10 protein-coding genes are annotated in these 14,983 nt (G+C 65.1%); 5 read left to right on the top strand and 5 right to left on the bottom strand.

Going from position 1 to position 14,983, the window contains the following annotated elements; translation table 11 throughout:
- The first annotated feature begins 125 nt into the window (after positions 1-125).
- Both acs and AC5W54_RS05885 read left to right on the top strand, forming a co-directional pair.
- Positions 126-2,075 (top strand): acetate--CoA ligase, encoded by a 1,950-nt coding sequence (acs, locus tag AC5W54_RS05890; protein ID WP_495961136.1) that lies wholly within the window; start codon positions 126-128, stop codon positions 2,073-2,075.
- Between the two features lie 252 nt (positions 2,076-2,327).
- Positions 2,328-2,990 (top strand): LuxR C-terminal-related transcriptional regulator, encoded by a 663-nt coding sequence (locus tag AC5W54_RS05885; protein WP_110283237.1) that lies wholly within the window; start codon positions 2,328-2,330, stop codon positions 2,988-2,990.
- Positions 2,991-3,161: 171 nt separating this feature from the next.
- Here the strand turns inward: AC5W54_RS05885 and AC5W54_RS05880 are convergent, their stop codons facing one another.
- The 4 genes from AC5W54_RS05880 to AC5W54_RS05865 all read right to left on the bottom strand — a co-directional run bounded on the left by AC5W54_RS05880 (position 3,162) and on the right by AC5W54_RS05865 (position 9,897).
- Complete coding sequence (locus AC5W54_RS05880) at positions 3,162-7,112, bottom strand: hybrid sensor histidine kinase/response regulator (protein ID WP_495961135.1); 3,951 nt, start codon at positions 7,110-7,112, stop codon at positions 3,162-3,164.
- Positions 7,113-7,202: 90 nt separating this feature from the next.
- Positions 7,203-7,736, bottom strand: a complete 534-nt coding sequence (locus AC5W54_RS05875) for a hypothetical protein (protein WP_495961134.1) — start codon at positions 7,734-7,736, stop codon at positions 7,203-7,205.
- Between the two features lie 97 nt (positions 7,737-7,833).
- Positions 7,834-9,630 (bottom strand): sodium:solute symporter family protein, encoded by a 1,797-nt coding sequence (locus AC5W54_RS05870; RefSeq protein WP_495961133.1) that lies wholly within the window; start codon positions 9,628-9,630, stop codon positions 7,834-7,836.
- Between the two features lie 6 nt (positions 9,631-9,636).
- On the bottom strand, positions 9,637-9,897 hold the full coding sequence (locus AC5W54_RS05865) for a DUF4212 domain-containing protein (protein WP_495961132.1): 261 nt from the start codon (positions 9,895-9,897) through the stop codon (positions 9,637-9,639).
- Between the two features lie 523 nt (positions 9,898-10,420).
- Here AC5W54_RS05865 and AC5W54_RS05860 point away from each other — a divergent pair.
- From AC5W54_RS05860 to ttcA, 3 genes are all read left to right on the top strand, one after another.
- Positions 10,421-12,244, top strand: a complete 1,824-nt coding sequence (locus tag AC5W54_RS05860) for a putative nucleotidyltransferase substrate binding domain-containing protein (protein ID WP_495961131.1) — start codon at positions 10,421-10,423, stop codon at positions 12,242-12,244.
- A 48-nt stretch (positions 12,245-12,292) separates the two neighbouring features.
- Positions 12,293-12,919, top strand: coding sequence for a 3'-5' exonuclease (locus tag AC5W54_RS05855; protein WP_495961130.1), 627 nt, complete (start codon positions 12,293-12,295; stop codon positions 12,917-12,919).
- Between the two features lie 96 nt (positions 12,920-13,015).
- On the top strand, positions 13,016-13,927 hold the full coding sequence (ttcA, locus tag AC5W54_RS05850) for a tRNA 2-thiocytidine(32) synthetase TtcA (RefSeq protein WP_495961129.1): 912 nt from the start codon (positions 13,016-13,018) through the stop codon (positions 13,925-13,927).
- 222 nt (positions 13,928-14,149) lie between these two features.
- Here the strand turns inward: ttcA and fnr are convergent, their stop codons facing one another.
- The gene (fnr, locus tag AC5W54_RS05845) at positions 14,150-14,893 is read right to left on the bottom strand and encodes a fumarate/nitrate reduction transcriptional regulator Fnr (RefSeq protein ID WP_495961128.1); all 744 of its coding nucleotides are present in this window, start codon (positions 14,891-14,893) and stop codon (positions 14,150-14,152) included.
- Positions 14,894-14,983 lie beyond the last annotated feature (90 nt).

Genomic DNA, 14,983 nt, shown 5'->3' with positions numbered 1-14,983 from the left:
AATGTCTAAGAGGATGGCGGGAGCCGGCAGTATATGCTGGAATCACCTTTATGGGGTCGGCGCGTCCTGTGTGGACGCGACCGGCGACATCAACTAGGGGTGCATCTCCCGGAAGAGGCCAATCCATGACCGAGCAGCAGAAAGTCCATCCGGTGCGCGACGACTTCGCCGCCAATGCTCATGCCGACAGGGCCAAGTACCAGGCCATGTACCAGAAGTCGCTGGACGATCCGGAAGGATTCTGGGCCGAACAGGCGAAGCGTCTCGACTGGTTCAAGGCGCCGACAAAGATCAAGCATACGAGCTTCGATTCACACAACGTCGATATCCGCTGGTTCGAGGATGGGACTCTGAATGCCAGCGTCAACTGTCTCGACCGTCATCTGGCGACCCGCGGCGACCAGACCGCCATCATCTGGGAGGGCGACGATCCTGCCCAATCCAGGCACGTCTCCTACCGCGAGCTCTACGAGCACACCTGCCAACTGGCCAACGCCCTCAAGGAGCTGGGCGTCAGGAAGGGGGACGTGGTCACGCTCTACATGCCGATGATCCCCGAGGCGGCCGTGGCCATGCTGGCTTGCGCGCGCCTCGGGGCCGTCCACTCGGTGGTGTTCGGCGGCTTCTCGCCGGACGCCCTGGCCCAGCGTGTCATCGGGGCCGACTCCAAGCTGGTGATCACCGCCGACGAGTCGGTGCGTGGCGGCAAGCAGGTGCCGCTGAAGGACAACGTCGATGCGGCCCTGACCCGTGCGGGGACCGAGGTGTGCGAGAAGGTGCTGGTGGTCAAGCGCACCGGCGGCGAGATCGACTGGCAGGACGGCCGCGACGTCTGGTATCACGATCTGGTTGACCGCCAGCCCACCGACTGCCCGGCCGAGGAGATGAACGCCGAGGATCCGCTGTTCATCCTCTACACCTCGGGCTCCACCGGGGCGCCCAAGGGGCTCAAGCACACCACCGGTGGCTATCTCACCTACGCCAGCCTGACCCACCAGTACGTCTTCGACTACCAGGAGGGGGAGATCTACTGGTGTACCGCCGACGTGGGCTGGGTGACCGGTCACAGCTACATCGTCTACGGGCCGCTGGCCAACGGTGCGATCACCCTGATGTTCGAGGGCGTGCCGAGCTATCCGACCCACGGCCGCATGGGCGAGGTCGTCGACAAGCATGGGGTCAATATCCTCTATACCGCACCGACCGCGGTGCGTGCCCTGATGGCCCATGGCGACGACGTCATGGCCTCCAGCAAGCGTGACAGCCTGCGCCTGCTCGGCTCGGTGGGCGAACCGATCAACCCCGAGGCCTGGGAGTGGTTCTATCGGGTGATCGGCAACTCGAAGTGCCCGATCGTCGATACCTGGTGGCAGACCGAGACCGGCGGCATCATGATCTCGCCGCTACCGGGCGCCATGGACCTCAAACCGGGCTCGGCAACCCTGCCGTTCTTCGGCGTGGTGCCGGCGCTGGTCGACAGCGAGGGCAACGAGCTGAAGGGAGCCACCGAGGGCAACCTGGTGATCCTGGACTCGTGGCCGGGCCAGGCGCGTTCGATCTGGGGCGACCACGAGCGTTTCGTCCAGACCTACTTCTCCACCTATCCCGGGATGTATTTCACCGGCGACGGCTGCCGCCGCGACGAGGACGGGTATTACTGGATCACCGGCCGGGTCGACGACGTGCTCAACGTCTCCGGTCATCGCATGGGCACGGCCGAGATCGAGTCCTCGCTGGTCGCGCATGATGCCGTGGCCGAGGCCGCCGTGGTCGGCTTCCCCCATGACATCAAGGGCCAGGGTATCTATATCTATGTCACCCTGACCGATGGCGTGGAGCCCAGCGAGGAGCTCAAGAAGGAGCTGACTCAGTGGGTGCGCAAGGATATCGGCCCGATCGCGTCGCCGGACGTCATCCAGTGGGCCCCGGGCCTGCCCAAGACCCGTTCGGGCAAGATCATGCGCCGTATCCTGCGCAAGATCGCCGCCAACGAGTGCGATGGGCTGGGCGATACCAGCACCCTGGCCGATCCGTCGGTGGTCGACGAGCTGATCGAGCACCGGGTGAATCGCTGACGATGACCGCCGGGGGACGCTTCCATGCGTCCCGGCCCGGCTCCTCCCGGGCCTGAGCCTGGGGGGATTCCTTCCTTATCCTGCCGGCCGTTGCGGCCGGCTTTTTTGCGCCCGTTGACACGGCTTGTCGACAACCCGCGTCGAGCGCTTGGGAAAGCCTTCCCGCATGGGGTAACATGCCGTCATCGATCGCATAGAAGAGCCCAGTGTGGCGGCCGCCGGCCCGCTGCTCGAGGAACCGGAGGAGAATCCATGGCATTTGCCCAGAAATTCATCGTCGCCGATGACCATCCGCTGTTCCGTGCAGCCCTGACCCAGGCACTGCGCCAGCTGGCGCCCCAGGCCGAGATCGTCGAGTCGGATACCATGGAGGCCACCACCGAGGTGGTGACCCGTCATCCGGATGCCGACCTGATCCTGCTCGACCTGCACATGCCCGGCGCCCATGGCTTCTCCGGGCTGATCCAACTGCGTGGCCAGACCCCGGACATCCCGGTGGCGGTGGTGTCCGGCAGCGACGAGCCCCATGTGGTGCGTCGCGCCATCGACTACGGCGCCTCGGGGTTCATTCCCAAGTCCTCGTCACTTGCGCTGATCGCCGAGGCGGTGGGCGAGATCCTCGACGGCGAGGTGTGGTTGCCGGCCGAGCTCGCCGAGGCGATGGGCGAATCCGACGAGGAGGAGACCCGCTTCGCCGAGGCGATCGCGTCGCTGACCCCTCAGCAGTTCCGGGTGCTCAACATGCTCACCGAGGGCCTGCTCAACAAGCAGATCGCCTACGAACTCAACGTCTCCGAGGCGACCATCAAGGCCCATGTCACCGCCATCCTGCGCAAGCTCGGGGTACACTCCCGCACCCAGGCGGTGATCGCCGCCCAGAAGCTCGAAGTCGAGCCGCCCAAGGTGGAATCCTAAGCCGGCGGAGCCGGCTCAGGAGCTTGAAGAGCGGCGCTTCGCGCCTGGAAGCTTGAAGCTAGAAGAAAAACCGCCCCCATGGCCTTGCCGTGGGGGCGGTTGAGTTTAGGCTGCTATCCAGCTTCCAGCTTCCAGCTTCCAGCTTCCAGCTTCCAGCTCGTGCGCAGCGCGCTACCCCTCCTGCCTGGCCGCCCGGCTCGCCTGCAGGGTGCGGGTGAGCAGGGCGCGCAGGGCGGCGGGGCGTACCGGCTTGAGCAGCAACTGGTAGCCACTGCGCTTGATCTCCTCGGCGACCTCCTCGGTGCGGTCGGCGGTGATCACGATGCCCGGCACGGCACCCTCCAGGCGCTCGCTCAGGGCCTCCAGCGCCATCAGGCCGGTGACCTCGTTGTCCAGGTGGTAGTCGGCGAGGATGGCGTCGGGGTCGCCGTCCAGGTGACGCAGTACCGACTTGGCGCCACCGATGGTGGTGGCGGTGAACACCTCGCAGCCCCAGCCCGAGAGCATCGCCTTCATGCCCTCGAGGATCAGCGACTCGTTGTCGATGCACAGCACCCGGGTGCCGGCCAACTTGTTGCCGGCGCGCCGGGGGGGGGCCTCCTCGGCCTGCTGTGCCTCGGTGCGCGGCGCCACGACCGGCACGCTGACCGAGAACATCGTGCCGACCCCTTCCCGGGAGTGCACCTTGATGGGGTGGTCCAGCACCCGACTCATGCGGTCGGCGATCGAGAGGCCCAGGCCCAGCCCCTTCTCGCTCTCCTTGTGCCGCGAGGCCTGGTCGAGGCGGCGGAATTCCTGGAAGATCTCGGCCTGCTTTGAGGCGGGGATCCCCGGGCCCGAGTCCCACACCTCGATGGAGAGTCGAGGGCCGTGGCGACGACAGCCCAGCAGCACGCGCCCCTCCTGGGTGTAGCGAAGGGCATTCGACAGGAAGTTCTGCACGATCCGACGCAGCATCTGGGGATCGCTGTCGACCCAGGCGCGGGTCGGCACCACCACCAGGTCGAGGCCGCGGTCCTCGGCCATCACCTCGAACTCGGCGCGCAGCGGATGGAAGACGTCGGCCAGGGCGAAGTGGCTGCGCCGCGGGGTCAGGGCGCCGGCATCGAGCTTGGAGATGTCGAGCAGGGTGCCGAGCAGTTCCTCGGCGGCCTGCAGCGAGTTGTCGATATGCCCGATGGTGCGCCTCATGTCCACGGCATCCATCTCCTGGGAAAGCGCCGAGGTGAACAGCCGCGCGGCATTGAGCGGCTGCAACAGGTCGTGGCTGGCCGCGGCCAGGAAGCGGGTCTTGGAGGCGTTGGCGTCCTCGGCCACCTGCTTGGCCTGGCGCAGGGCGAGCTCCGCTTCGGCGCGTACCCGGTTCTCCTGGCGCAGGGCGGCGTTGGCCTCGGAGAGGGCCTGGGTCCGTTCGCGTACCCGCTCCTCGAGGGTCTCGTTGGTCTCCTTGAGGGCAATCTCCGCCAGGCGACGCTCGGTGATGTCCTGATAGAGGGAGAAGAAGCCGAGGATGGCGCCGCTGTCGCCGAAGTGAGGCGTGTAGGTGACCAGCATGTGGCGGTTTCCCTCGGGCAGGGCCAGCGACACCTCGAAACTGACCCGCTCGCCGGCCAGGGCGCGTTCGATCCAGGGGGCGCGATCACGGGCCATCTGGGGGGGAAGCACCTGCTCGATGTGCTTGCCGATCACCGCGTTGCGGTCGATGCCGAAGGCCTGCTCGTAGGCGCGGTTGGTGAAGAGGTAGCGACACTCCTTGTCGAAGTAGGCGATCAGCGCCGGCACATTGTCGGTGTAGATGCGGATGTTGTTCTCCGAGCGGATCAGCGCCTCCTCGATGCGCTTCTGCTGGGTGATGTCCTGGTAGGTATAGACGAAGCCGCCACCCGGCATGGGGTTGCCCTGGACCTCGAGGACGCTGCCGTCCTGGCGATAACGCACGTAACGATGGGGCTGGCCCTCGCGGATGTTGTCGAGCAACAGCTGGACGTGCTCCTCCGGGTCGCCGGGACCGTACTCACCGTTGTGGGCGTTGTAGCGGAAGATGCGGTCGATGGGGGCACCGACCCGGATCAGGTGATCGGGGAAGCGGAACAGCTCCAGGTAGCGCTGGTTCCACACCACCAGGCGCAGGTTCTGGTCGACCACGCTGATGCCCTGGTTGATGTTCTCGATGGTGGCCTGCAGCAAGGCGCGGTTGAATTCCAGGACCTGGGAGGCTTCATCGACGATGGAGATCACGTCCGAGATGCCGATCCCGCGCCCCTGCAGCGCCGAGTTGACCACGATGCGAGCCGAGGAGGCACCGAGCACCGAGGCGAGGAAGCGTTCGGTGAACTGGATCACATCGATCGAGGCGCGGGTGCCGTCCTCCAGCGACTTGCCGGTGCGCCGGGCATAGTCGTCGAAGGCGCGGCTCACCTGGCCGGCGCCGAGAAAGCGCTCGCACAGTACCTTGAGGTCACCGACGGTGGTGGCGCCGGTCCAGGGGCGGTTCACCGAAGTCTGGCGGGTCTCGACGCTGTCGACGAACAGCGAGGCCTGGATGCGTTCCACCACCCGCTGGGGGGTCATCTGCGAGACGAAGATGTAGCAGAACAGGTTGACCCCCAGTGACAGCATCACGCCGTGGGTGAAGCTGTCGCCGACGTTGAGGCCGAACAGCGAGGTGGGCGTGAGCCAGGCGATGCCGAGCGGTCCGCCGTCGAGCCAGTGTCCCGGCAGCACCCCGGCGGAGATCATCGCCGGCATCAGCAGGCTGTAGGCCCAGATGGCGAAGCCGGCGTTCATGCCGACGATGACCCCGAGGCGGTTGCCGCGCTTCCAGTAGAGGCCGCCGATCAGCGCCGGGGCGAACTGGGCGGCGGCGGCGAAGGAGAGCATGCCGATGGAGGCCAGCGAGGTGAACTCGCCGATCAGCTGGTAGAAGCCGTAGGCCATGGCCAGGATCACGGCGATGGTGATGCGCCGCGCGCGCAGCACCAGGCGGCCATAGTCGCGCGCCTTGGTGTCGAACCAGCGCAGGCGGAACAGGGCCGGAATCACGATCTCGTTGGAGATCATGATCGACACCGCCACGGCGGCGACGATCACCATGCCGGTGGCCGCCGAGAAGCCACCGATGAAGGTCAGCAGGGTCAACCATTCGTTGTTTGCCGCCATGGGCAGCGCCAGCACATAGGTGTCCGGCTCGATGCCGCTGTCGGCGAACAGCGTCAGGCCGGCGGCGGCCAGCGGCAGCACGAAGAAGGCGAAGGCCACCAGGTAGAGCGGAAAGAGCCAGCGGGCCATGGTGGCGTCGTCGCGGTGGGTGTTCTCCACCACCGCCACGTGGAACTGGCGGGGCAGGCAGAGGATGGCCAGCATGGCGAGCAGGGTCTGGGCCCAGAAGCTCTGGCCGAAGTCCTGCTGGGCGAGCTGACGCTGCAGTTCCAGTTGGGTTTCGGCCCGCCCCAGCAGATCGCCGAGCCCGTCGAACATGCCCCAGGTGACGTAGGCACCGAGCAGCAGGAAGGCGAGCAGCTTGACCAGCGACTCGAAGGCCACGGCATGGATCAGCCCCTCGTGGTGCTCGGTGGCGTCGGTGTGGCGGGTGCCGAAGAGGATGGCGAAGGCCGCCATCACCAGCGCCACGTAGAAGGCGGTGTCGCCGAACAGCGGGGTGCGGGTGATGTCGCCGGCATCGGTGAGCACGCCGAAGGAGGTCGATACCGCCTTCAGCTGCAGCGCGATGTAGGGCAGGGTGCCGATCAGCGCGACCAGGCTGGCGAAGGCCGCCAGCGACTGGGTCTTGCCGTAGCGGGAAGCAATGAAGTCGGCGATGGAGGTGACGTTCTGATGCTTGGCCACTCGGATCATCTTGGCCAGCACCGGCCAGAACAGCAGGAACGTCAGGATCGGCCCCACGTAGATGCTGGCGAAGGACCAGCCGGCGGTCGCCGCCTGGCCCACGGCGCCATAGAAGGTCCACGAGGTGCAGTAGATCGCCAGCGCCAGGCTGTAGATCACCGGGCGGCGACGGCTGGCGCCGTGCTGCCGGGCATGCCGGTCTCCCCGCCAGGCGATGGCGAACAGCACGGCGATGTAGGTCAACGAAACGGCTATCAACAGCCAGCCTGCGAACATGCGCACTCCCCCCTGTGTGCGCCCATTCTAGGGCAATGCCGCCCGCGAGGGCAGCCGGGAGCCGCGTGGTCGTCCGCCGACCGGTGGCCGTCAGGTACCCTGGGGGGCTTTCTCGTCGGTGCACAGCGCCCGGAACAGCGGAGCGTCGGCATCGACACTGCTCAGGTCGTCGAAGCGTGGCCGGCGCTGCTCGCCGACGAGGGGCAGCTTGGACCGCGTGGTGCAGTTCATCAGCCAGGCCTGGTGCGTCACCTGGTCCACGTACTGTCTTTCGAAGCGATAGAGGATGAACTCGACCAGACGGTGGTCCTCCACCTGCCGTCGTACCAGGTTGTCCCCGTCCACGACACTGAACGCCGTGGTCATGGGGAAGACGTAGGTCCAGGGGCGCCAGAAGGCGCCGCCCCGCTCGACGGAGACGACCCGGGCCGATTCGGGCAGCTGAAACTGTTTCTGGTGGAACCAGGAGTACTCGTAGTGGATCTGGTAGCCCAGCATGCCGAGGCCGCCACAGACGGGAATGATCCAGCGCGGCAGCCGCTTGCCGCTGACAAAGCGCAGCATCAGGCCGATCCCCGCGGCGCCCAGACCGGCAAAGATGGCGCCAATCAAATGCCATAACATAAATCGACCTTCCTCAAAGAAATCGGGCTTCCTGCTGGAAGCCCGATCTGGTTTGGGTCCACGACGCGGACGTGTTGCGTCAGGGAGCCATTATGGCTTAGTGGTCGACCGCGGCGCCAGCGCCTTTCGGGAAGCGAACGCTCTCGACCAGGTCCTGGATCTCCTGCGGCGGTTCCTCGGTCGCGCTGGAGACGGCGAAGGCCACGGCGAAGTTGATCATTGCGCCGATCGCACCGAAGGAGAGCGGCGAGATGCCCAGGATCCAGTTGTCCGGCGTGTTGGGCAGCATGTTGGTGCCCGGAATGAACAGCCAGCCGAGGTAGGTGAAGATGTAGAGCAGGGTCGCGATCAGACCGGCCAGCATGCCGGCAACCGCGCCCTTGTTGTTCACCCGCTTGGAGAAGATGCCCATCATCAGTGCCGGGAAGAGCGAGGCACCCGCGATACCGAAGGCCAACGCCACTGTCTGCGCCGCGAATCCGGGTGGGTTCAGGCCCAGGTAGGTGGCCAGCAGGATGGCACCGGCCATGGAGATTCGCGCCGCCAGCATCTCGCCCTTCTCGGTGATGTTGGGGTTGATGGTGGTCTTGATCAGGTCATGACTGATGGCCGAGGAGATGGCCAGCAGCAGGCCTGCGGCGGTGGAGAGTGCCGCGGCGATACCGCCCGCGGCGATCAGGCCGATGACCCATCCGGGCAGGTTGGCGATCTCCGGGTTGGCCAGTACCAGGATGTCGTTGTTGACCACCAGCTCGTTGCCTTCCCAGCCACGCTCGGCAGCAGTGGCAGCGAAGGCCTCGTTCCCCTCGTTGTAGAACTGGATGCGGCCGTCGTCGTTCAGGTCATTGAAGGTGATCAGGCCGGTCTCCTCCCAGGTCCTGAACCAGTCGGGACGCTCTTCGTAGAGCAGGGCACCGTCCATCGCCTCTTCGTAGTTCTCTACCTGGCCGGCGGTTTCCGGATAGACGGTGGTCAGCAGGTTGAGGCGTGCCATGGAGGCCACCGCCGGTGCGGTCAGGTAGAGCAGGGCGATGAACACCAGGGCCCAACCGGCGGACCAGCGCGCGTCGGCCACCCGGGGGACGGTGAAGAAGCGGATGATGACGTGGGGCAGGCCCGCGGTACCCACCATCAGCGACAGGGTGAACAGCACCATGTTGAGCTTGTTGTCCACGTCGGCGGCGTAGTCCCGGAAGCCGAGCTCGACGAGGACTTCGCTCAGCTTGGCCAGCAGCGGCATGCCGGACTCGTTGTGCACGCTGAACATGCCGAACATCGGAATGGGGTTGCCGGTCAGCTGCAGGGCGATGAAGACGGCGGGAATGGTGTAGGCGATGATCAGTACCACGTACTGAGCCACCTGGGTGTAGGTGATGCCCTTCATGCCGCCGAATACCGCGTAGAGGAAGACGATGAAGGCGGCGATCCAGATGCCCCAGGTGTTGCTCACCTCGAGGAAGCGCGAGAAGGCCACGCCGGCACCGGTCATCTGGCCGATGACGTAGGTGACGGAGGCCACTACCAGGCAGATCACCGCGACCAGGCGTGCGGTATTGCTGTAGAAACGGTCACCGATGAAGTCGGGCACGGTGAACTTGCCGAACTTGCGCAGGTAAGGCGCGAGCAGCATCGCCAGGATGACGTAGCCGCCCGTCCAGCCCATCAGGAAGGAGGAGTTGGCATAACCACCGGATGCCAACAGGCCCGCCATGGAGATGAAGGAGGCGGCCGACATCCAGTCGGCGGCGGTGGCCATACCGTTGGTGATCGGGTGCACGCCGCCACCGGCGACATAGAAGTCCTTCGTCGAGCCGGCGCGTGCCCAGATCGCAATGCCGATGTAGAGGGCAAAGGAGGCGCCCACGAATAGCAGGTTGATGGCAAACTGACTCATGCTGGCTTACTCCCCGAGGCCAAACTGTTTGTCCAGCCTGTTCATTTTCCAGGCGTAGAAGAAAATGAGGCCGATGAAGGTCAGGATGGAGCCCTGCTGGGCGAACCAGAACCCGAGGTCGGTACCACCGATGGGGATCCCTGACAGCAGGGGGCGCAGCAGGATAGCGAACCCGTAGGACACCAGCGCCCACACGATCAAACAGCCGGTAATCAGACGGACATTCGCCTTCCAGTACGCAGCGGCATTGGATTTCTCATCTGCCATGGTGTTGCTCTCCACTTGTTATTGGGGGATGAGTAGTTGCACTGATAGATCCCAAGGCCCATCAGGGCAATCGCACGTGTACAACGACGATCTCTCGAACGTTCATCCTGTACGAGACATGTGGCATGCCTGTTGGCGACATGGATTGTCGACGTGCGATTGCCCTGCATGACTCAGGATTGATACTGGGCAATGAATGGAAAAAATAAATCCCAGACTTTGGTATCATGAAAGAATGCCGATGGAAGTGATTGTTTATTTTTCCTTTTAATTCATTATCTTATGATTGGCGATTCGCATCGTTACGACATCGGCGAGAGGCGTATAGGACGATGGTCTAGCCGCTCGGTCGTGGGACGATGGTCTAATCTTGCAGTCGCTATGACGTTAGTCTAACGCTAAAAGGATAGGACGATTGTCTAGGTTCTTTCCTGAATCGCCACTTTGCTATCTTGAATTCACAGTGGCGATGATGTGCGTATGAACCTGCGGGGTGAGACAGCCGCCCAACGAGGACAGCCCCATGGTCGATGTCGATCTCTCTCAACCACCCTTCACCTTCCTCGATGAGGAAGGGCGGGAGCGCGTTCGTGGTGGCATCGACCTCGCCTATTTCGACCGTGACGAGATCATTCTCGAGACCGGCCAGCCCGGTGAGTTCGTCTTCATCATCCACAAGGGGGAAGTCGCGGAACTGGATACGACCCTCCCTGGTGCACGCGAGCGCATCGGCCACTACACCCACGGCGACCTTTTCGGGGCCATCAGCATCCTCAACGGCAAGAGCCGCTACCGCTTCCGTGCCGAGCAGGAGAGCCTCTGCTATCTACTTCCCAAGGCGCTGTTCCTGCAGCTGTGCGAAGACTATCCGCCGTTCGCCGAGTTCTTTCGCCAGACCCTGGCCCACAAGGCGCGCCTGCTGACCGAGCAGCGTGCCGAAGGCGGCGTGACCATGGCCGGATTCATGCTGGCCAGGGTCAGCGAGTGCATGCGCGAGCCACTCTGCGTGGGGCCGGAGTCGACCATCGGCGAGGCGGTGACCACCCTGCACGACAGTCATGCCGATAGCCTGCTGGTCGATGGCGAGCAGGGGGCGGGCATGGTCACTAAGACCGACCTGCTCAACGCCCTGGTGCTGGAGGGGCGGAAGCAGGACAGCCCAGTGCAGGCGGTCGCCCACTACGAGCTGGTGACGGTGACCCCGGAACAGTACCTGTTCGAGGTGCTGGTGGTGATGACCCGCCACAAGGTAGAGCGCGTGGTGGTCATGGAACAGGGAAGCCCCTGTGGTGTGGTGGAGCTGACCGACGTGCTCAGTTACTTTTCCAGCCGCAGCTACGTGGTCAGCCTGCAGGTGGAGCAGGCGGACAGCCTCGAGGCGTTGGCCGCCGCCAGCCGGCGGACGCCGGAGTTGGTGCGGGCCCTGATGGCCCAGGGCGTCAAGCTGCGCTTCGCCATGGGGCTGCTGGCGGCGCTGAATGGTCGCATCATCAACAAGGCCTGGGGCTTTCTGATCGACGAGCGCCATCACGGTGACAGCTGCCTGATGGTGATGGGCAGCGAAGGGCGTGGGGAGCAGATTCTCAAGACCGACCAGGACAATGGCCTGATCCTGGCCGACGACGTCGACTGGCCCGACTGCGCCGAGCAGATGCAGCGGCTCACCGGGACCCTGATCGAGCTCGGTTATCCGCCCTGTCCGGGTAACATCATGGTCTCCAATCCCGAGTGGGTGGGCACCGTCAGCGAGTGGCGCGGCCGCATCGCCCACTGGGCGGCGAGCCGCGACGGCGACAGCCTGATGAAACTCGCCATCATGCTCGACTCCCACGCGGTGGCGGGCAACCCGGGGCTGCTCGAGCAGGTCCGTGAGGAGCTGTTCGAGCGCTGCTCCCGGGACGAGATCCTGCTCTCCTACTTCGCTCGTCCGGCGCTGCGCTTCTCCACGCCGCTGACCCTGTTCGGTTCGCTGAAGAAGCCTCAGCACGGCATCGATATCAAGAAGGGAGGCATCTTTCCCATCGTTCACGGCGTACGCGCCATGGCCCTGGAGCGCGGCATCCGCGTCACTTCGACCCTGGAGCGCCTGGATGCGCTGGCCGAGGACGGCCGCCTGGAGGCGCGTTTCGCCGAGGACCTGGGCGAGGCGCTGTCGTTGTTCACCCAGTTGCGCCTCGAGCAGCAACTGGCGCGGCTGGGCGACGATGGCGGCAAGGACGACAAGCCCGATCGGGTGGTGGTCCAGGAGCTCTCGTCGCTGGAGCGAGACCTGTTGCGCGAGGCGCTGCACATCGTCAAGGACTTCAAGCAGCGGCTGTCGCACCGCTTTCATCTGGAGTATTCGTGACCTGCGGCAGGTGCTCCGGGATCGACGACAACCACGGGAGGTCACTCCATGCTCAAGGTACTGCGCCGGGTCGCCGACCGGCGTCGCCAGGCCGACGGCTACTACGCCTGGCTGTTCCAGCCCTACACCGGTGACGAGCTGGTCGCCATCGACAGCGAGACCACCGGACTCGATACCCGCAGTGCCGAGCTGGTATCCCTGGCCGCGGTGAAGATTCGCGGCGATCGAGTGCTGGCCAGCGAATCGCTGGACCTGCGTCTGCAACGGCCTGCCTCGTTGAGCGGCGATTCGATACGCATCCATGGCCTGCGTGGCGTCGATCTGGAGGAAGGGGAAAGCATCGAGACGGCCTTGCGCCGCTTCCTGGACTTCATCGGCAATCGGCCGCTGGTGGGCTGGTGCCTGAATTTCGACCTGGCGATCCTCAACCGGGAACTGCGACCGCGCTTCGGCTTCGACCTGCCCAATGCCGGCATCGACGTGGCCCAGACCTATGTCCGTCAGTTACGGCGTAGCCATCCCGAGATCGAGCCCGGCCTGCGCTTCGAGCAGGTGGCCGGCGCCCTGGGGGTGCCGGTGATGGGGCGTCACACCGCCCTGGGCGATGCGGTGACCACGGCGCTGATGTACCTGCGCCTGGAGAGAGGCGCCATGCTGGCGAAGCGATCCTCCTGAGGCCTGCGGAATCCGGGGCATTCCGTCGCCAGCTGGCGGCGGCAGTGGTAGGATAGGCACCCGTCATTTTCCAGCCGCTCTGGCAGTGCCCCGACCATGCAAGATGCCGTGAACTTCGATCCCAGCCCCGCTGACGCCTCCGTCACGGATGGCGATGCCACGCCTCTCGACGCCCTCGACGCGAAGGGCCGGCGCGAGTTCAACAAGCTGCAGAAGCGGCTGCGACGCCAGGTGGGCAACGCCATCATCGACTACGAGATGATCCGCGAGGGCGACCGGGTGATGGTCTGCCTGTCCGGCGGCAAGGACAGCTACACTCTGCTCGAGATCCTGCGTAACCTGCAGCGCAACGCCCCGGTGAATTTCTCGCTGGTGGCGGTCAACCTCGACCAGAAGCAGCCCGGTTTTCCCGAGCATGTGCTGCCCGAGTACCTGGACGGCACCGGCGTCGAGTATCACGTCCTCGAGCGCGACACCTATTCGGTGGTCAAGGAGAAGACCCCCGAGGGCAAGACCACCTGTGCGCTCTGCTCGCGGCTGCGGCGCGGCTCGCTCTACGGCTTCGCCGAAGAGATCGGCGCCACCAAGATCGCCTTGGGTCACCACCGCGAGGATATCCTCGAGACGCTGTTCCTCAACCTGTTCTTCGGCGGCAGCCTCAAGGCGATGCCGCCCAAGCTGCTCTCCGATGATGGCCGGAACATCGTCATCCGCCCGCTGGCCTACTGCCGCGAGGCGGATATCGCCGAATTCGCGCGGTTGATGGCCTTCCCGATCATTCCCTGCAACCTCTGCGGCTCCCAGCCCAACCTGCAGCGTCAGGTGGTCAAGGAGATGCTCGCCGAGTGGGAGGCCAAGCATCCCGGTCGACTCGAGAGCATGTTCAAGGCGGTGACCAACGTGGCGCCCTCGCAGCTGGCCGATCGGGAGCTGTTCGACTTTGCCGGCCTGGAGGAGAAGCAGGCCCGGTGGCAGGCCGAGCGCATCGATATCCTCAACGAGTTGTAGGTGTGAGATGGTGGACCAGTTCCAACCACGCGAGCGGCGCCGGGGACAGGCCGAAGCGGAGGTCATTTGCCAAGGATGGCAAATGTAGCGCCCAGGGAGGGGTTCACAGCGCCTCCGCGCAGGCCTGTCGCCGGGTAAGCCGCGACTCCCTGCCCCTGCTGTTCAACAGAAACCCCCGTTGGGTGTGGTATTCCAGCGGGGGTTTCTGCTTATGGTATGGCGCTAGCGGGCGCCATCCTCTTCGGCGACCCGGGCCAGCGCCGCCAGGTCGAGGATATTGACCTCGCGGCCGGAGACGGCCACCAGCCCCTGGGACTGGAAGCGACCGAGGATGCGGCTCACCGTCTCCACCGCCAGGCCCAGATAGTTGCCGATGTCGGCCCGGGACATGGAGAGGCGGAAGCTGTAGGGCGAGTAGCCGCGGCGGCGGAAACGATCCGAGAGGCTGGCGAAGAAGGTCGCCAGGCGTTGGTCGGCGGTCTTGCGCGACAACAGCCGCATCATGCGGCGATCGTCGCGCATCTCCTTGCTCATGCTGCGGTAGAGCTGGGTGCGCAGCTCCGGCAGCTCCTCGGAGAGGGCATCGAGACGATCGAAGGGAATCTCGCACACGGTGGTGGTCTCGAGCGCGACCACCGTGCCGGGATAGCGTTCCTCGTCGATGCCATCGAGGCCCACCAGTTCGCTGGGCAGGTAGAAGTTGGTCAGCTGGTCCTCGCCGCTGCCCTCGGTGGTGACCTGCTTGAGGCTGCCCGAGCGCACGGCGTAGACGCTGGTGAAGGCACTGTCCTGGCGGAACAGTGCCTCGCCCTTCTTCAGGGGCGCGCGGCGGCGGATGATGGCATCGAACTGGTCCATGTCCTGGAGCTCGAGCGCCAGCGGCAGGCAGAGCGAGCTGAGGCTGCAGGTCTGGCAGCGGGTCTCGTGCAGCAGGGAATGCCGCCTGCCGATCGCGGTATCGGGCATGCTCGCCTCCATGATGATGACTCAGTCACCATTATGGAGGATTACCCCAGGCCGGCAAAGCATCCCTTTGGAGGTAGCCTCCCGCCATTG

The sequence above is a fragment of the Halomonas sp. LMYGS-3 genome (genome assembly GCF_059509875.1).
The sequence above is the reverse complement of the archived record's forward strand: the minus strand, read 5'-3'. Positions and strand labels throughout refer to the sequence as shown.

Coding starts and splice junctions, on each gene's coding strand:
- acs (WP_495961136.1), top strand. CDS start 126: ATGACCGAGCAGCAGAAAGTCCATCCGGTGCGCGACGACTTCGCCGCC.
- AC5W54_RS05885 (WP_110283237.1), top strand. CDS start 2,328: ATGGCATTTGCCCAGAAATTCATCGTCGCCGATGACCATCCGCTGTTC.
- AC5W54_RS05880 (WP_495961135.1), bottom strand. CDS start 7,112: ATGTTCGCAGGCTGGCTGTTGATAGCCGTTTCGTTGACCTACATCGCC.
- AC5W54_RS05875 (WP_495961134.1), bottom strand. CDS start 7,736: ATGTTATGGCATTTGATTGGCGCCATCTTTGCCGGTCTGGGCGCCGCG.
- AC5W54_RS05870 (WP_495961133.1), bottom strand. CDS start 9,630: ATGAGTCAGTTTGCCATCAACCTGCTATTCGTGGGCGCCTCCTTTGCC.
- AC5W54_RS05865 (WP_495961132.1), bottom strand. CDS start 9,897: ATGGCAGATGAGAAATCCAATGCCGCTGCGTACTGGAAGGCGAATGTC.
- AC5W54_RS05860 (WP_495961131.1), top strand. CDS start 10,421: ATGGTCGATGTCGATCTCTCTCAACCACCCTTCACCTTCCTCGATGAG.
- AC5W54_RS05855 (WP_495961130.1), top strand. CDS start 12,293: ATGCTCAAGGTACTGCGCCGGGTCGCCGACCGGCGTCGCCAGGCCGAC.
- ttcA (WP_495961129.1), top strand. CDS start 13,016: ATGCAAGATGCCGTGAACTTCGATCCCAGCCCCGCTGACGCCTCCGTC.
- fnr (WP_495961128.1), bottom strand. CDS start 14,893: ATGCCCGATACCGCGATCGGCAGGCGGCATTCCCTGCTGCACGAGACC.